At 41.2% G+C, this 16,628-nt stretch carries 17 protein-coding genes; 6 read left to right on the top strand and 11 right to left on the bottom strand.

Features of this window, described 5'->3' with window-relative positions:
• Nucleotides 1-310: 310 nt before the first annotated feature.
• The 5 genes from UYC_RS0112255 to UYC_RS0112235 form a co-directional block, all read right to left on the bottom strand.
• On the bottom strand, nucleotides 311-2,635 hold the full coding sequence (locus UYC_RS0112255; RefSeq protein ID WP_235083174.1) for a nitric-oxide reductase large subunit: 2,325 nt from the start codon (nucleotides 2,633-2,635) through the stop codon (nucleotides 311-313).
• A 143-nt stretch (nucleotides 2,636-2,778) separates the two neighbouring features.
• Nucleotides 2,779-3,591, bottom strand: coding sequence for a YwiC-like family protein (locus UYC_RS0112250; RefSeq protein WP_016878639.1), 813 nt, complete (start codon nucleotides 3,589-3,591; stop codon nucleotides 2,779-2,781).
• 179 nt (nucleotides 3,592-3,770) lie between these two features.
• Nucleotides 3,771-4,115, bottom strand: a complete 345-nt coding sequence (locus tag UYC_RS0112245; protein WP_016878641.1) for a cupin domain-containing protein — start codon at nucleotides 4,113-4,115, stop codon at nucleotides 3,771-3,773.
• Nucleotides 4,116-4,256: 141 nt separating this feature from the next.
• On the bottom strand, nucleotides 4,257-5,033 hold the full coding sequence (locus tag UYC_RS0112240) for an SAM-dependent methyltransferase (protein WP_016878642.1): 777 nt from the start codon (nucleotides 5,031-5,033) through the stop codon (nucleotides 4,257-4,259).
• A 166-nt stretch (nucleotides 5,034-5,199) separates the two neighbouring features.
• A complete protein-coding gene (locus tag UYC_RS0112235; protein WP_016878644.1) occupies nucleotides 5,200-5,607 on the bottom strand; it encodes a hypothetical protein in 408 nt (135 codons plus the stop codon).
• Nucleotides 5,608-5,817: 210 nt separating this feature from the next.
• On the opposite strand from UYC_RS0112235, the gene UYC_RS0112230 reads away from it, so the two are divergent.
• The 5 genes from UYC_RS0112230 to UYC_RS0112210 all read left to right on the top strand — a co-directional run bounded on the left by UYC_RS0112230 (nucleotide 5,818) and on the right by UYC_RS0112210 (nucleotide 10,370).
• Entirely contained in the window at nucleotides 5,818-7,422 is a 1,605-nt protein-coding gene (locus tag UYC_RS0112230) for a sensor histidine kinase (RefSeq protein ID WP_016878646.1), read from the top strand.
• A complete protein-coding gene (locus UYC_RS0112225; protein ID WP_016878647.1) occupies nucleotides 7,394-8,062 on the top strand; it encodes a response regulator transcription factor in 669 nt (222 codons plus the stop codon). Before UYC_RS0112230 ends, UYC_RS0112225 begins: the two co-directional genes overlap by 29 nt.
• Nucleotides 8,063-8,109: 47 nt before the next feature.
• The gene (locus UYC_RS0112220; protein ID WP_016878648.1) at nucleotides 8,110-8,472 is read left to right on the top strand and encodes a response regulator transcription factor; all 363 of its coding nucleotides are present in this window, start codon (nucleotides 8,110-8,112) and stop codon (nucleotides 8,470-8,472) included.
• Nucleotides 8,473-8,475: 3 nt separating this feature from the next.
• Nucleotides 8,476-9,585 carry a HAMP domain-containing protein gene (locus UYC_RS0112215; RefSeq protein ID WP_016878649.1) on the top strand — a complete coding sequence of 370 codons (1,110 nt, stop codon included), beginning with the start codon at nucleotides 8,476-8,478 and terminating at the stop codon, nucleotides 9,583-9,585.
• A gap of 137 nt (nucleotides 9,586-9,722) precedes the next feature.
• Nucleotides 9,723-10,370 carry a tetratricopeptide repeat protein gene (locus UYC_RS0112210; RefSeq protein ID WP_016878651.1) on the top strand — a complete coding sequence of 216 codons (648 nt, stop codon included), beginning with the start codon at nucleotides 9,723-9,725 and terminating at the stop codon, nucleotides 10,368-10,370.
• A gap of 16 nt (nucleotides 10,371-10,386) precedes the next feature.
• On the opposite strand, the gene UYC_RS0112205 is transcribed toward UYC_RS0112210, so the two are convergent.
• Nucleotides 10,387-10,722 (bottom strand): hypothetical protein, encoded by a 336-nt coding sequence (locus tag UYC_RS0112205; protein WP_016878652.1) that lies wholly within the window; start codon nucleotides 10,720-10,722, stop codon nucleotides 10,387-10,389.
• Nucleotides 10,723-11,025: 303 nt separating this feature from the next.
• On the opposite strand from UYC_RS0112205, the gene UYC_RS0112200 reads away from it, so the two are divergent.
• Entirely contained in the window at nucleotides 11,026-11,775 is a 750-nt protein-coding gene (locus UYC_RS0112200) for a Uma2 family endonuclease (RefSeq protein WP_016878653.1), read from the top strand.
• Here UYC_RS0112200 and UYC_RS0112195 read toward each other — a convergent pair.
• The 5 genes from UYC_RS0112195 to arsM form a co-directional block, all read right to left on the bottom strand.
• Nucleotides 11,772-12,353: a Uma2 family endonuclease gene (locus UYC_RS0112195; RefSeq protein WP_016878654.1), complete on the bottom strand. Its 582-nt coding sequence runs from the start codon at nucleotides 12,351-12,353 to the stop codon at nucleotides 11,772-11,774. The two genes, UYC_RS0112200 and UYC_RS0112195, sit on opposite strands and share 4 nt — an antisense overlap.
• Nucleotides 12,354-12,423: 70 nt before the next feature.
• Nucleotides 12,424-12,582, bottom strand: a complete 159-nt coding sequence (locus UYC_RS37760; RefSeq protein ID WP_157171239.1) for a hypothetical protein — start codon at nucleotides 12,580-12,582, stop codon at nucleotides 12,424-12,426.
• Nucleotides 12,583-12,606: 24 nt separating this feature from the next.
• Nucleotides 12,607-13,881 carry an MFS transporter gene (locus UYC_RS0112190; protein ID WP_016878655.1) on the bottom strand — a complete coding sequence of 425 codons (1,275 nt, stop codon included), beginning with the start codon at nucleotides 13,879-13,881 and terminating at the stop codon, nucleotides 12,607-12,609.
• A gap of 482 nt (nucleotides 13,882-14,363) precedes the next feature.
• Nucleotides 14,364-15,362: an arsenosugar biosynthesis radical SAM (seleno)protein ArsS gene (gene arsS / locus UYC_RS0112180; protein WP_016878659.1), complete on the bottom strand. Its 999-nt coding sequence runs from the start codon at nucleotides 15,360-15,362 to the stop codon at nucleotides 14,364-14,366.
• Between the two features lie 205 nt (nucleotides 15,363-15,567).
• Nucleotides 15,568-16,536 carry an arsenosugar biosynthesis arsenite methyltransferase ArsM gene (gene arsM / locus UYC_RS0112175; RefSeq protein WP_016878661.1) on the bottom strand — a complete coding sequence of 323 codons (969 nt, stop codon included), beginning with the start codon at nucleotides 16,534-16,536 and terminating at the stop codon, nucleotides 15,568-15,570.
• Nucleotides 16,537-16,628 lie beyond the last annotated feature (92 nt).

Raw genomic sequence — 16,628 nt, 5'->3', positions numbered from 1 at the left:
CTCGCGGAGCGAGGCTCAGAACTTCGGAGCACTGTACATAACCTAAAAATAAGGATTTGAGGAAAGTTAGCCAGTGCCCACCCTACAAAAATTGCTAGAGAGCGATCGCCTTTGGAAATCCAGAAGTTAAGCGAAAACAAGTTTAGGTTGAGGAGCATATCCAAGATAAATGTGTGCAGCAGATTTGAGGACAATCTCCGAATAAAGAATCTGGACTTAAAAAAGCGAAAATACAGATCCCCGACTTCTTTTGAGAAGTCGGGGATCTGAAAAAAGGTTGGGTAATCTAGCAAACTATAAATAAATAGTCTCAAGATTCCGTACTACCAGCACCAACAGCAGCAGGTAATTCTATTTGCCTTGGTTTCACCGGAAAGCGGAAAACAGCAATGATCGCCCTGATTGTAAATACAAACATTGCGATCGCGCCAATGGCAAAAATGATATCACCGGGAATTCGCAACCACACAGTCCATTTCATCCAAGGGCTGCTAATTACTTCTGCACTGCGGGCAAACCAAGTACCATGATTAATCGACACAGCTAGTTGATAGAAGCCATTGGGAATTAAACCCAAAACAAGCATTCCAACTAAACCGCCATTAATCATCCAGAAACAAAAGCGCAGTAACTGCTCATTCCAAGCTTTTTCTGGTACAAATTCCCGCAGAGCAAATAGCATCAATGCCAATGCTAAACAACCATATACACCAAATAAAGCAGCATGAGCATGAATTGGTGTAGTATTTAAACCCTGCGAGTAGTAAAGAACAATTGGAGGATTAATTAAGAAACCAAACACACCTGCACCGACTAAATTCCAAAAACAGGTAGCGATAAAAAAGCGTAAAGGCCATCGATAAAATCCTTCTGCTTCTTGGGATAATTTTAGTGTCTTTAAGACTTCAAAACCAATTAGCGTTAAAGGAACCACTTCCAAAGCTGAAAATACTGCTCCCATCGCGGCAATAAAAGATGGCGTTCCAGAAAAATATAAATGATGCAATGTACCAATAACGCCGCTACCCAAATACAAAATTGTAGTTAGATAAGTCGCACGCAAAGCAGAAGATTTTTTGAGGAAACCTAATTCACTACACAAATAAGCGATGACAACGGTAGCAAATACCTCAAAGAAACCTTCCACCCACAAATGAACTACCCACCAACGCCAATATTCAGCAATGCTTAAAGGTGTGCGATTTGTATACGCCAAACCAACCGAATAAAACAGAGGAATTGTAATTGCACTGTAGAGGAAAAAATGACTCAAACCAGTGGGATTTTTCTCTTTTTTCAAAGCTGGTTTAAAAGCACGATACATCAGCCACAGCCAAAATACCATGCCACCAATTAATAGCAGTTGCCAAACCCTTCCTAACTCAATATATTCATAGCCTTGGTGCCCCCAAAGGAAACTATTTTTTACGTCTAAAACTCCCGTTACCGCTTGCCAAGTACCAATCATGGAACCAACGACAACAAGGGCTAACGCACCTAAGAGAACAGTATTACCAAGCGCTTGAAAATTTGGTTCAATGCCGCCAAAACGTGGAGCAAAATAAAGTCCAGCCGCCAACCAACAAGTAGCAATCCAGAAGACAGCTAGTTGTAAATGCCAAGTACGCGAAGCAGCGTAAGGCAAGAAATTAATTAAAGGAATTCCGTAAAAACCTTCTCCTTCTACAGCATAGTGGGCTGTAAACATCCCCATGATAATTTGAACTAAAAACATAGTCATTGCTACGCCAAAAAATAGCGAGGTGACTTTCTGAGAAGGGGTAGGAATTCGCACTGCTGGGTGTTTTGGTACTGGTTGGACTTCATCCGCTTCTTCTTGAGTTAAGTAGACGAATAAAAATACACCAATTCCTGCAATTAAAATGATGATTGAGACAATTGACCAAATAATAAATTGCCCTGGTGCTTGGTTGCCAATTAAGTCATCATGAGGCCAATTTGCAGTATAGGAAAATGGGGCATTTGGTCGATTTGCGGCTGCTGCCCAAGCTGTCCAAGTAAAGAAGGATGTGACATTTTTAATTTGAGTATTATCTTTAAACCAGCCATCAGGGATTGAGTGAATTGCAGAGCCATGAGCTAATAGTTTTTGATAGTCTTGGAAGACTTTCTTCAATCCTTGGGTTTGGGCATTTGTCAGGATTAAATCGTGGGTTTCAGAGTCATAACGATTAGTTTTAAATTCTTGACTGACAAGTGCTTGTAAACTCGCTTTTTCCGGGGCTGGTAAAGCTTCTAAATCAGCTTGAGAAAAATCAGGATTATCGTTGTATAAAACCCCAGCGGTGGCTAATCCCCAGCGATGAAGTACGTCAGCTGTCCAATCAGGTGCGAGATAGCTACCATGTCCCCAAATACTGCCAACGTGCTGTCCACCGCGAGCTAAATAAGTTTCTTGCCCCGCTTGTATTTCTGCCTTAGTAAAGACGATTTCTTGTTGTTGAGAACGCACTACTTCTGGTACAGGTGGGGCATTTTTCCAAATAGCAGCCCCTGCTGCTAATAAAACAGTAAAAGCGACGATACAGATTAGTACTAACCAAGCAGGAAAACTGAGCGATCGCCTTTTTGACGACATTGTAATATCAGCATCAACTAAGGTGGTATCGGTCATAATCAAACCTCCAAAAATTGTAAATTCATTCTGGAAATTTTGTTGAATAGTTACGAATTCAGAAGAAAACTTGCTACCTTTTTTGTTTGTTCTCACCCTTTCTTGAATTTAGGCAAATCTTCCTTTAATGATTATCAATCTAGTTAAAGAGTTGTTAAGCGCGCAGGTAGAACTGAAAGAGCAACAATAATCAGAAAAGCAAAGGCAGTTACACTTTCAAGGGTTGCTACAAATTGAATTTTAGCGCTGCAATACCATTCTTGATTTAAAACAGCAATGCCAAATTTAAGTAATGCTAATCCAAAAGCTAAAGCTGCAACTGGAGATAACCAACTAAACCAGTAGAGGATGAAGATAATTAGGCTGGCAATAGCATGATAAACTACCCCTGGAATTGCAGAACTAGTTTTTGGTTTGCGCAACTTAACTGTGAAAATGGTGCTGGAAAAGTAGAGAGTATTGAGCGCCCAAAGCCCCATGATACTAGCGGAAATAGTTCCAGTTGTCGCAGCGTAGGCAAAGGGAGTAGAAAGACAAACCGCAGCAAAGACAACCAGCTCATTGAAAATAGATTTTTGCTCTCTTTGCACAACAGAAAAAGCATCCACGATTAAAGCAGCGATCGCACCTACATAAATCCACAATAAAATTGGGTAGCTCAGATATAGCCAAAGTGCAATTGCACCAGAAATCACAGCATAAAACCCACCCCAAAAAATAAAACGTGGTTTGAGGCTGCGACGTTGCTTGATTTGCATTACTAAGGGATGTTCAGCCTGGAAGCCACAAAAAGCGCAGATCAAAGCCAGCGTGGTTGTCAATTTCCAAGCTTGTGGGGCAGCTGCACCAATTAAGAAAGAAACTAGCAACACTACGTATATTCCATGTTCTGGGGAGAACATCGGCTTATACCATGCTTGGGGATTGCTAGATGTATTGAGAGTAGATTGAGCCATTGTCCTCATCTCCCCGTTTGAGGATAAATATTTATTAGGCTACTAGAGATAATTTTTCTCTTTCCCGTGCATCAACAACTAGAGGTAAACAAAGAATAGCGATCGCGTGCTACCATTCTTGTTGCACTGGCGCATTTTCCACATCTTCAAATGGTACACAGTTCGCAAGGGCGACTTAATTAATCCTGAGCAGGATTATCTGACAGCGTTAACAAAAATGCTAAATTTTCTTCTGCTTTTAAAGCATGAGGAGCATGAGCAGGCATAAAGACAAAAATTCCTGGCTCTAAAGTAATTTCTTCTCCTGATAATGTTAGTAAACCTCGTCCCTCAATGACGTTAATAGTGGCATTGCGAGTAGAGGTATGCTCGGAAATTTCAGTGTTAGCTGCCAAACAAAAAAGGGTGTATTGGCAAACTTTATCCTTCAATAATACTTTGCTGAGAACTCCGTCACGTGGATATTCAATTTCTGCTCGCAATTGTTTAACACAAGATGAATTATTTGTGAATGTGGTAGTCATAGTATTTTTGAAGTTTTATAGTGATAAAAGGCAGAAGGGATAAATTAGTAATACTTAAACTCGAATTCCATGATTGGGAATCATCGCTTTTGATTTTGAGAGCGTTTCTTTCCCAGTCCCCGATCACTAATACCCAGTACCCTACCCCACGACAGCACAGAAAATGATATAGCCTAATTCATGGCGATATTTTTGGAAGACTCGACGCATTTCTAAAACACGTTGGCGGATAGGTTCTTTCGTCAAAATATTCCACAAAATCCGCATCGTATTGGATATGCCTTCATCCTCAAACATTTTGCTCAAATTCAATAAAGCCATCGCTCCAGTTTGTTGTTTTTGCACTTTCAATCCGGCTGTAGCACAGGCATTAATCCAGTTCGCTTCTGATAGCGGTGTAGAATTTACTTTTATTACCTTTGCTAACTCAGAATGGATTTCTGCTTCTTTGTCGCGAGCTAATAATTCATGACATAGAAATTTTCCACCGGGTTTAAGTTTATTGTGAATTCCTGTCAAAATTTTGGCTTTGCCTGATGGAGATTGCATTGTGAGAATTGCTTCTGCCAAAACATAATCAAACTTGCCTGGTATAGCTTCTAGGTGAAAAATATCACCTTCAATGATTTCGACTTGATTTTCTAAACCAGCCGCACTAATGTTGGCACGCGATCGCGCTACACTATCAGGGTTTTTTTCTACACCCACGACTTTGACATTGTAGCGTTTGGCAAGAGCGATCGCACTGTAACCAAAACTAGATGCAAGTTCTAAAACTGTTTCCCCTGGCTGAAAATTAGCCCACTCAAATAATTGCTCAGTCGCTTGTCTTCCACCCGGACGCAGATATCTTTTACCTGCTGCTGCTAAAATTTGATGTCCAGAAGCTATTTGAAAATTGAGGGTAGCATTAGTCATGTCTGGTGTCCCCTTAAACTGATGCTATCCTTAGTTTGCCAATAATTTCTCGTGCCGTCTTTGAGGTAGCTCAAAGAGGGGCTAGGGAAAAGAAATTTTCATTCACTAGTTGTGTAATTTAATATATGATCATCTGGTTTGAGAAAAAGGTGGACTGATTTGTTTACTAGGCAAGCAAAAAGAAGACAATTATCAGTAAACTCAGCATCAAAGCAAAGATAATCGCATATTCCATTCTTCTACTGACAATACCCACAAGCACTACAAGGCTAAGTACCAGCAGAATCACACCAACATAATCAGTGGTTTCCCAACCTTTGGCAATTAATGAATCTTGATTGAGCGCGTTCCCATTACCATTTGGAGTTACAGTGGGTTGCTGCGCCTCCAGAAATTTAAGAACTGGTAATACTGGTAATAAATTTATACAAATTTTTGCAGCAATTAATGATGCAAAGTCAGGTAAGGCGGGCACTGTCCACAAAGTAAAAATAAGGGTTTGGGGAAAGTTAGGCAGTGCCCACCCTACAAAAAATCCAATAAAGTAACTGGTGCAATATATGAATATAGTCACTACTATTTATTAATGTTGAAGTGACGATATCTCTGTGATTGTATAACTGCGTCAAACTATTAATCAAATATCCAAAGTTAGATTGTTATTGCTGTTCTTGCTTTTGTTGCGCCTTCTATCTTCTGCCTGATGCTATTCTCCCGCACAGATAACATGGATGTAGTCGAGCCAAGAGTAAAATAATTGAGCATATATCGGGGAGGGCAAAAAATGAGCAGTGCAACAACCGATCGCGATCGCCTAGCTACTGTCAACATACCCAAGCCGTTTTCAGCCTGGCAGCAAGTATTCAAAGAAGCGCGCACCCGGATTTTGCTCTGGTACTTGCTAATTTTGGGAGTAACTTTTCTAATCGCTGTTCCTGCATTTCGCTATCGGCTCTACCAGCGCATTGATGAGCGTGTTCGTCAGGATATGGTAGAAGACATGGCGGCTTTTAAGGCATTGATCAATGCTCAAACAGTTGCTTCCAAGTCGGCGATTGAAGACGATCCAGAAGACATCGCCTTCGAGTCAGAGAGATTGAGCAGGCTGCTCTCCGAAAAAGAACAAATCGTTCCGCCAACCTCGAAAGAAGATTTAAAGAAGCTTTTTAAAACTTACTTGCGGCATCGACTGTCAGAGGATGAATCCTATTTCATCACGTTTATTGATGGTGAATTCTACAAATCTAGTCCCAGAGCACGCCCCAAACAACTTGCAGAGAACTCAGAGCTAATGCAAAAGTGGGCAAAACAAACTCAACCAGAGCAAGGAGAAAAGGAATTCTCCGATCCTAATACTGGCAAGATTCTTTATATGGTCGAACCGATTGAGATTAATGACAAAACGCGAGGAGTTTTTGTTGTTGCCCATAGTGCAGCAGGTGAGCGAGCAGAAGCTCTAGAATCAGTTTCTGTAATTATCGAAGTTTCCAGCCTGGTGTTTGTGGTGTCGTTAATTCTTGCCTGGTTGGCAGTGGGGCGGATACTAGCTCCCTTACGGACAATGACTAACACTGCTCATGCTATTAGTGAAACAGATTTGACTCAACGCTTACCCGTACAAGGAAAAGGAGAACTAGCAGAACTGGCAACGACATTCAATGAAATGATGGACAGGTTAGAAGCAGCCTTTGCTACCCAACGTGAATTTGTCAACGATGCCGGGCACGAACTCCGCACTCCTATTACCATCATTCGAGGGCATTTGGAACTGATGGGAGACGATCCTCAAGAAAAAGAGGAAACGCTGGCACTGGTGATGGGAGAGCTAGACAGGATGAGCCGTCTAGTTGATGACATGATTTTGCTAGCAAAGGCAGAACGCTCGGACTTTTTGCAACTAACAAAGGTTGATGTAGCAGAATTAACACAAGAGTTATTTACTAAAGCTGTGGCACTGGCAGAGCGGGACTGGCAATTAGATGCTATGGCAAAAGGGCAAATTATCGTCGATCGCCAAAGAATTACTGAGGCTGTGATGAATTTAGCCCAAAATGCTACTCAACATACCGCAAAGAGTGATACTATTGCTATTGGTTCTGTGATCGCCAAAGGCAAGGTGCGATTCTGGGTGCGTGATACAGGCGAGGGCATCCCGCTTGTTGACCAAAAGCGTATCTTTGAACGCTTTGCCCGCTCTTCCAACAGTCGCCGTCGTTCCGAAGGAGCAGGGCTTGGGCTGTCAATTGTACGAGCGATCGCTGAGGCTCATGGTGGTCAAGTGTTACTTCGGAGTAAGCTAGGAACAGGTTCGATGTTTACTATCGTCTTACCGCTCGATCCCCCACAGGAGATGAGTGAATATGCCCAATATTTTAATAGCCGAAGATGAGCCTCGGATTGCCTCATTCATCGATAAAGGATTGCGGGCGCAAGGGTTTACAACCACAATTGTTGCCGACGGACTGCATATACTGGATGTAGCGCAGAGTGGAACTTTTGATTTACTGATCTTGGATCTGGGATTGCCCGGCAAAGATGGATTTCAAGTGCTAGAGGAACTACGCGGACAAGGAGAAGATTTGCCTGTAATTATCCTCTCTGCCCGGAGTGATATTCATGACAAAGTTGCTGGGCTAGAAGGGGGTGCGGATGATTATATTACCAAACCCTTCCGATTTGAAGAACTGCTGGCGCGGATTCGAGTGCGCTTGCGAAATACTAAACCTGTAACAAATCCAGAAGAGTTTATCCTCAAGGCTGGTGAAATCTCGCTCGATATACGAACTCGACAGGTAAAAGTAGGCGATCGCGCCGTTGAATTGCCTTCCCGTGAATTTGCAATGGCTGAAATGTTTTGCCGCCATCCAGGACAAATTATCAGCCGAGAACAACTACTAGATTACGTTTGGGGTTACGACTATAACCCAGGTTCTAATATTGTCGATGTTTACGTCGGCTATCTCCGCAAGAAATTAGGCAGTGATTTGATTGAAACGGTTAGAGGTATGGGTTATCGTTTACGAACATGAGTATAATTCTCATGTTGATTTTTAATAATTAAATCAAAATTGGTTTTATGAATCAAATTTTGATTGTTGAAGACGAAGCGGGTGTTGCTGCTTTTATTGAAAAAGGGTTGCGGAGGCAGGGATACAAAACTATTATTGCGGAAGATGGACAGCAGGCGATGCTGTTAGCTCAAAATACTGAGTTTGATTTGATGCTGCTTGACTTGGGACTTCCATTGGTAGATGGTTGGACAGTATTAAAAGAACTCCGCAAGCGGGGAGATACACGACCAATCATTATTGTTACAGCCCGTAAAGACGATCACGAACGGACGATTGCATTCAACAACGGAGCAAATGACTATGTTACCAAGCCATTTCGCTTTAGGGAATTGCTGGAACTGATTCAAGCCCATCTCAGTCATGATTGAAGTATGAAACGGCACAGCAATTTTGATGAACTGGCTGTTGGGGAGTCAAATCACCGCTTGCAATCAACTAATTCTCTGTATTGGTTCAGTCGCCTGAAGGTGGGACAAAAGATAGGTATTGGATACGGAGTGCTTTTGAGCATCGCCGTACTAGGAACTAGTATTGGTTTTTTAATAGCAGATCGCTACCAAAATCAAGCCCAAAAACGGGAACAAGCAGCAATCGAAAAACTATACCAGATATCTCAACTGAAAACGAGCGTATTTCGTGTCCGCACCACTCAGCACCAGTTACTTCTGTATATGGATCGACCAAACTTATGGCAAGAAAATTATGCTGCGTTAGTTGAGTATGTTGCTCAAGCTCGGCAAGTTTGGTCTGAATTTGGAGCGAACTATAGCATTGAGAACACCACCATCATATATGATTCTGTCGATGAGCAAAAAGCTGTTTACCGCTTGTTGCGAAATTATAAAGGTTTTAGCGCTTACTTAAAGCGTACAGAAGCTTTTTTTCGGGATAATAATCCCCGAAAATTATCAGCAGATGAGATTGAAATCGCACGAACTCAACTGTTCAATTTCATGCATGGCTCGTCGGTGTTTTTGGTGGATGAGTTTCTTGATGACATCAAGAGCCTCAAGGAAGTAATTGTCAAAGAGTATGAGCAATCAAAGCAAGAACTGCGAAGGGCAGAGAAATTACGCCTGCAAATAATTTTAGGGAGCCTGTTACTATCAATCGCGATCGCAACTTTGCTAGCAATTTACACTAGTCGCGCCATTGCCCGTCCGATTCAAGCACTCACCCATGTTGCCCAACAGGTTACAGAAGAATCTAACTTCAATCTGCAAGCACCTGTCACCACCAATGATGAAGTCGGCATCTTGGCTAGTTCTCTCAATCGTCTGATCCAAGAAGTTCAGCAACTGATTAAAATCCAAAAAGATGCCAACGAACAACTAGAAGTATACAGTCAGGTACTCGAAAAGAAAGTACGCGAACGGACACGGGAGTTAAATGAAAAAAATCAACGCTTGGAGTTAGCCTTAGAGGAATTGCGCCACACTCAAGCACAACTCCTGCAAAGCGAGCACAATAACGAATCATAATGCCAACACCCTTGCCTAGATGCGATATATTGCATCTGGGCATCCGGATCAATACCGCGATTCAGCAACACCGAAAATTGATAATATATTTTGTGAACTAGAAATAAAGCCCTAATCAGAGAAGATACTGTGACGCGATGAAGCCAAACAATTCTCTCAAGTCAGCATTTTTTCAAACTGCTAGTTACTTAATGCTGGGTATCTTGACTGTAACGAATACGTGTCAATCTGTTTTCGCACAGGTAGCAAATTCTAACGCACAAATGCTAGCGCAGTTCTCTGACAATCAATCACAAGAGCGATCGCAACTAGTTCAAACAGCAAATACCCTATTCAATCAGGGTGATTTAACTGGTGCAGAAGAGAGCTTGCGTAAGTTAATCAAAAAGTACCCAAAAGATGCCTTTGGATATTACCAGTTAGGAAATGTGCTATTTCGTCAGGGTAAAACAGAAGATGCAATCAAAGAATATCAAGAGGCAATTCGCTTAAATTCCAAATATGCCCTGGCATATAATGCGATTGGAGTTGTACTCGCAAGTCAACAGCGTTGGGAAGAAGCAATTGCAGAGTACAATAAAGCACTAGATATTAATCCCAAGTATGGAGATGCACTGACTAATTTAGCTCAGGCACTCTGGCAACAAGGCAAAAGAAATGAGGCGATCGCTTCTTTAGAAAAAGCATTAAAAGTATTTAAAACCCAAGATAGACCTGAGAGAGTAGAACAAATAGAAAAGATTTTACGGGATCTCAAAGGTAATGACGATCCAACTGTTTCGTGAAACTTAGGTTGAGAGATTATATGGTGAACTCGAATTTAGTGCCTTTGAGTTTTTGGTTTGGATACATTTTCATATAAGCTTCTATTATCTTTTCAAATGCCTGTGCGTAGCTGAATGCTGCTGTTAACTGTTCCCAACTGGGAGTACGGGAGAATTTAATTCCTTTTTCCTTAGCAGCCTGGCGACAAGCATTGTAAGAGCCATACTGTTTGAGTAGTTGAGTCCGATCAATTTTCTCCAGTGCAGATGGTAAGGCTGCAATAGTTGGCTTTGGCATCTGCGAGTCTTGAGCAAGTTGCAGTTCATTGAGAGCAATCTGTGCAACCGTGTATATCGTTGCGGCATTATGCAACTCCTGCTGCTGATTCTCCTTCAGATCCTCTAATAGTTTAGTAAAATGAAAATTGAGTAGTCGTAATATAATTTAAAATCTTTAAAAACTTTTGTTTTGTAATCCAATATTATATCACTAAAACCACGACAAATGCTAAAAGGGCATCAACCCCTAAGAGAGTAACGACTCTCTCAAATTTTTAACTTACAGTTTGCTTAATTTTTCTAAAGCAAATAATCGCAATCCCACACAGCAATTTGTTTATAGATGTCTAAAATTGCAATCTACAATTAAATTTCAGATACACTTTGGGTTGTACCTATGACTTCCCTATCGGAATTAACATTACCAGATCACACGCAGTTGCCAGACTCTGACGGCAAGTTCGTGAAAAATCTGCAAGAACATCCCCAAAGTATCTTACTAACTGACTCAATTACACCCGTTTTGCAGCAACTGCATCCCGATGGAAATTACTGCATCGGACAAGACGCAGGCATTTACTGGCGCTTAACCGATCCTCCAGAGAAAGGGGCGGAAGCACCAGACTGGTTTTATGTACCCAATGTACCGCCAACTCTGAATGGCAAAATGCGACGTTCCTACGTGTTGTGGAAGGAATATGTCGCGCCGTTAATTGTGATTGAATTTGTATCGGGGGATGGTAGCGAAGAACGAGATAAAACCACACCTTCACAGGGAGAACCAGGAAAGTTTTGGGTTTACGAGCAAGCAATTCGCGTGCCTTATTATGCAATTTATGAGGTGGAAAAGGCACGTGTGGAAGTTTATCACCTCGTAGATAATACTTATCAACTCATGACACCTAACGAGCGGGAACATTATCTTATTAAGCCGATGGGGGTAGAACTGGGAATTTGGCAAGGCGTTTATCAGAATGCAGAGTTACCTTGGTTACGATGGTGGGATGCACAAGGAAATTTATTGCTAACGGGTGAGGAACGTGCGGAAGTTGAACGACAAAAGCGCAAAAAAATTGTAGAGAAGTTGCGTCATCTTTCCTCTGAACAACTCCAAAGCTTGGGAATCGATCCAGAAATGTTGGATTAATAAGCATTCTCTTTTACTAGCACTACATCTTCATATATCGCCTCAATTTCACACCAAAAATCAACGCTAGCTAGATGCACTTCTTCGCCTTTTTCGTAGGGATAAAGTTCCCAGCGCCCTTTTTCGTTGCGGCGGAAGCATTCCACACTCATTATGTCTTGGGAAATGAGTACGTATTCCTGCAATGATTCTAGGTGGCGGTAGTCTGCAAACTTCTTACCTCTGTCAAAAGCTTCTGTGCGATCTGAAAGTACCTCTACAATTAATTTCGGGTGGCATTTAAAATATTCAAACTCTCTATCCCGTGCATCACAAGTAACCATGACATCAGGATAGTAGTAGCGGTTAATAACTTCAATTTGTGCTTTCATTTCTGCCATGTACACCCGGTAACCACTACCCCGCAAATGGTTTCGCAGCAGCATCGATAAATTCATACTAATAGTGACATGAGCATCACTTGCCCCTGCCATTGCATAGACTTGCCCATCAATATACTCGTGTTTGATTTGGCTAACTTTTTCGCCTTCTAAATATTCTTCTGGAGAAATGTAGTATTCACTTCGGCTTGTAACCATCTTTGTGCCTCCTTTTATGATCATAACAACCACAGATAAACACAGATGGACACCGATAATTTATCTGTGTTTATCTGTGTCCATCTGCGGAAAGTTTGTAGACGCCGAAGGCGGCTTCCCGTTCGCCGTAAGGCGTTCCCGTAGGGTAGGGTGCGGAGGTTTCCTCCGTTAGCGTAGCTCCTCGCGGAGCGAGGCTCAAAGCTTTCCAAGACAGTGGTCGATTTATCAAACATGATTTTCTTATCATCTAGAGTTAATGTAACCCTTCATTTAAAATTCCTCTTTCTATATAAATTGGACGTACTAGTTGCCGTAGAGCAGGTAGTTGTCTCATAAAATACATAGAACCTAAAATACAAACAATTCCATCAATAATTAATACAGTAGGAGCACCGATTCGATCTGCCAACGCTCCTCCTAATAAACTACCAAAAGGTATGATTCCTAAAAATGCCATTGTGAATAAGCTCATCACTCGCCCGCGTTTTTCATCTTCAACTATTGTTTGTAAAACTGTATTGCCAGCAGCAACTTGGAGGATTGTTCCTAACCCAATAAATAGCATTGTGAATAAAGAAAGTGGCAAATAACGTGATAGTGAAAAAGTAATTAATCCTATTCCTAAAATTGTTGGGGCAAAAGCAATCAATTTACCAAGCCCTAATATTGTTTGTCGCGATGCCAAATAAATTCCACCACATAAAGCTCCGACTCCAGATGCTGCCATCAAAAATCCCAGCGTTTCTGCATTACCTTGGAGAATTTTTTCTGCAAAAACTGGTACAAGCACAGTATATTGCAATCCGAAAAAACTAACTAAAGCTGATAGCAATAACAGCGCCCGAATTGGTGGAAAGCTAAAGGCATACACAAATCCCTCTTTGACTTGTTCCAAGGGGTTAGCCGTACTGACTAATATTGTTCTCGGCTTAATCTTCATTGCTAATAAGGCAATGATTACGGCAATATAACTAAGACCATCAATTAAAAAACAGTATGCTGCGCCAATACTAGCAACTAACAAACCACCCACCGCCGGGCCAATTAACCGCGCTCCGTTAAACATTGTAGAATTGAGCGCGATCGCATTGGCTAAATCTTCTCTACGTTCTACCAACTCTGGCACAAATGCTTGCCGTGCTGGTGCATCAAAGGCGCTAACAAATCCTTGAAATAAGCTCAAGACAATGATGTGCCAAATATGAATAACACCCGTTAGTGCCAATGCCGCCAGTGCTAATGACTGAATCATTGACAATATTTGCGTACCAATTAAGGTACGATGGCGGGAAAAGCGATCTACAAATACGCCACCAAAGGGAGCGAGAATAAAGCTAGGAATTTGACTGCTAAACCCAACAACTCCCAGCATTAAGGGCGATTGGGTTAAGCTATAAACTAGCCAAATAGTGGCAGTCTGCGTCATCCAAGTTCCAATCAAGGATATACCTTGTCCAGCAAAAAATAGGCGGTAGTTTCTCGATCTTAAAGCTGGTGGTAGTAGCTGTTTTGGATTTTGCGTTTTCATGCTTGTTAGCGTGCAGTTAACCGTAAGATCAGACTTTAATTAATTGACAATAATGAAAAACCCCCACCCCCAACCCCTCTCCACTGATGGATAAAGGAGTAGTCGTAAGGTGAGGTTAATAAAAAAAGCCGTGAAATAAACATTCACGGCTTTTGGTGTGGTGTGAGGAGCTTAACTAGATATCATGATAACGATTATTTAGCAGTATCAACACACTCGTAACATTTTTTGTAACGGAATTGCAGCTGATTGAGCTAGTTTTACCTCAATGATATTAACTTGAGAAGCATTTTGAGTGCCTAATTTTACTGCCATAACCAAAATAAAACCGTGGAAGTTGTTATTAATCCACGGATTTACATCAAGGTATGAGGAAACTTAATTGTCTTTAATCGTAAACCGATGTGGATGTAGATAAGCCACTGGTAACAGATTCTGTAACAGATTTTATTTCGTGTCGCGTGAGTATATTTTTCTTATATTTATACCAAAGCACCACCACAACTAGAACCGCACCCAGCAGTACAACCGTAACAATAAGCAGCAGTTTGTACTTCGTCTATTAAATCTAGATTGCCAGCCGCGAGCAAATGAGCAACTGTCAGGTTTTCACCGCTGCGAGTTTTTGCAGGTAAATTCATCATCTGGTTAAAATCGCAGTCATATATGTTACCAAGATAATCAATTGAAAGCTCATCGCGGCACATTAAATTTTCAACCGTGTTGGCATTGAAGTGTGACTCTAAAAATTTCAAATAAGGACTGTACAGTTTTTTTCGTTCTAAATGCAATTTAGTTCTGCCTACTGGTAGATTAGTAATAGTAAATAAATTGTTAAAATCTATATTAAATTTCTCTTTTAAAAATACTTTATAATCTCGCTCTAGCTTAATTTGCTCTGGGGTTAAAGAAAATTTTTCACCAGAAGGTAATTGAGGATTATACACCAAATCTAAAATTAGATCTGGCTGTTGACCGTAACCAACTTGATTTAGCCATTGCAGTGCTTTGATGGAATCATTATAAACTCCAATCCCGCGCATTTTATCAACATTATCTGCTAAATAGCAAGGCAAAGAAGCAACAATTCTCACTTGATGGTTGGCAAAATAAATTGGTAAATCTCCAAATTCATCTTCAAAATAAATAGTCAAATTCGACCGAACTATGACTTGTTTACCTGTAGCTCTACTTGCTTCTACTAGTGGCTTAAATCCATAATTCATTTCTGGTGCGCCCCCAGTTAAATCGACAATTTGAATTTGGGGAAACTTGTGAATTATTTCAATCAATTGAGCGCAAATCTCTGGAGAAAGTTCTTCTGTACGTTTTGGCCCTGCTTCCACATGACAGTGAGTGCAAGCAAGGTTACAACGCTTGCCCAGATTGATTTGTAAAACAGTAATTTGCTTTTTAGTTAAAGGGGAAGTTAGTTTATGTTTGAAAGGAGTTAATGCTGAATTTGTTGCTTGAGTTTGCATTAGTTAATATTGCCTGACCTTTACAGATATAATGTTAATTTATATAGAAAAATTTTGCATCACAATTTCACTTGAGAAGATACAACAATAATTTGGTGCATTACGGACGATCGCCCGTCACGCACCCAACATGATAGATAGTTTTCAAGAAAGTTTATGGCGAAGAGTTAGCGCCTCTATATTTCACACTTGTCTTTGCCGTGAACTAACAGCAACCACCGCCAGTGTAATGCCAAGTAGAATTAGTAATTATTAATTTGTCTGGAATTAAAGTAGCAAGTTTGGCAGCTGTTTTATCACACACTGCGGCTGGTACACCTTTTTGCAAAATATGCCCGGCATGATCATCAAATAACTCTTCCAAACCAGTATATATTGCTGTCTTGCCAGTAAAAACACAAGCTCCATCTACAGGAATAGGAACTTTAAAAGATACAGAATCAAGACTTTCTAAAAGTAAATGTTCTTGGAGATGATAAGTTTGGTAATCTAGAAGACGATAAGGACGACGGGCGCGAATTTCTATTTGTCCAAATCCCACATTAATAATTCGCTGAATATACTCTTCATAAGTCAGTGCGCCAGATAAACACATAGCGCGCAAACGCTCATCTTGTTGCAGATGTGGTGGAATTGGGCGAGTGGCGATCGGATCGCTCATTTGTAAACGTCCGCCTGGTTTTAAAACGCGATATGCTTCTTGTAAAGCACGAGTTAAATCTTCTGGCTCAAAAATGTTGAAAAGACAATTTTGCGCTACCACATCTACAGAAGCATCGGCAACAGGTAAATTAAATGCGTCGCCCGCACGAATTTCTACAAAGCTAGGATCAAACCAAGGGTTTTCTTGAGCAGCAATTTCCAGGTTGCGTGCAGCCGCTTCTCGCATTGCTTCCACCGGCTCAACAGCAATCACAGCACCGGGGCAGCGAGAAAAATAAGCAAATTGCAGAGCTTCTAAGCCACCACCAACTCCAACATACAACACAGTAGGTTGATTTGCTAATTCTGCAGGATGAACGGTACTGCCGCAACCATAGTTCATTTCCTGCATTGGTTGGGGAATTTTCAATCCTGGCAATTGGAGGGGTGAACTTTGGACGCAACAAAGTCCAATTTGCGGTGTTTGCGCAACTTCACTGTAGAATTGTGCTGCGGTTTCGAGATAAGTCATTGCACTCCTGATGATATGTATTGGCGTCTAAAATCAACTTTTTGCATCCTAGTACATATCACCCTCTATTTGATGAGTTTTTGCTGAGAGTG

It is taken from the genome of Chlorogloeopsis fritschii PCC 6912 (assembly GCF_000317285.1).
In the GTDB taxonomy this organism is placed as follows: domain Bacteria; phylum Cyanobacteriota; class Cyanobacteriia; order Cyanobacteriales; family Nostocaceae; genus Chlorogloeopsis; species Chlorogloeopsis fritschii.
Note: the sequence above shows the minus strand (reverse complement) of the source record. Positions and strands in the feature narration are given on the sequence as shown.

Coding starts and splice junctions, on each gene's coding strand:
- UYC_RS0112255 (WP_235083174.1), bottom strand. CDS start 2,635: ATGACCGATACCACCTTAGTTGATGCTGATATTACAATGTCGTCAAAA.
- UYC_RS0112200 (WP_016878653.1), top strand. CDS start 11,026: ATGACTTCCCTATCGGAATTAACATTACCAGATCACACGCAGTTGCCA.
- arsS (WP_016878659.1), bottom strand. CDS start 15,362: ATGCAAACTCAAGCAACAAATTCAGCATTAACTCCTTTCAAACATAAA.
- UYC_RS0112195 (WP_016878654.1), bottom strand. CDS start 12,353: ATGGTTACAAGCCGAAGTGAATACTACATTTCTCCAGAAGAATATTTA.
- UYC_RS0112225 (WP_016878647.1), top strand. CDS start 7,394: ATGCCCAATATTTTAATAGCCGAAGATGAGCCTCGGATTGCCTCATTC.
- UYC_RS0112245 (WP_016878641.1), bottom strand. CDS start 4,115: ATGACTACCACATTCACAAATAATTCATCTTGTGTTAAACAATTGCGA.
- UYC_RS0112220 (WP_016878648.1), top strand. CDS start 8,110: ATGAATCAAATTTTGATTGTTGAAGACGAAGCGGGTGTTGCTGCTTTT.
- UYC_RS0112250 (WP_016878639.1), bottom strand. CDS start 3,591: ATGGCTCAATCTACTCTCAATACATCTAGCAATCCCCAAGCATGGTAT.
- UYC_RS0112210 (WP_016878651.1), top strand. CDS start 9,723: ATGAAGCCAAACAATTCTCTCAAGTCAGCATTTTTTCAAACTGCTAGT.
- UYC_RS0112240 (WP_016878642.1), bottom strand. CDS start 5,033: ATGACTAATGCTACCCTCAATTTTCAAATAGCTTCTGGACATCAAATT.
- UYC_RS0112230 (WP_016878646.1), top strand. CDS start 5,818: ATGAGCAGTGCAACAACCGATCGCGATCGCCTAGCTACTGTCAACATA.
- UYC_RS0112215 (WP_016878649.1), top strand. CDS start 8,476: ATGAAACGGCACAGCAATTTTGATGAACTGGCTGTTGGGGAGTCAAAT.
- arsM (WP_016878661.1), bottom strand. CDS start 16,536: ATGACTTATCTCGAAACCGCAGCACAATTCTACAGTGAAGTTGCGCAA.
- UYC_RS0112190 (WP_016878655.1), bottom strand. CDS start 13,881: ATGAAAACGCAAAATCCAAAACAGCTACTACCACCAGCTTTAAGATCG.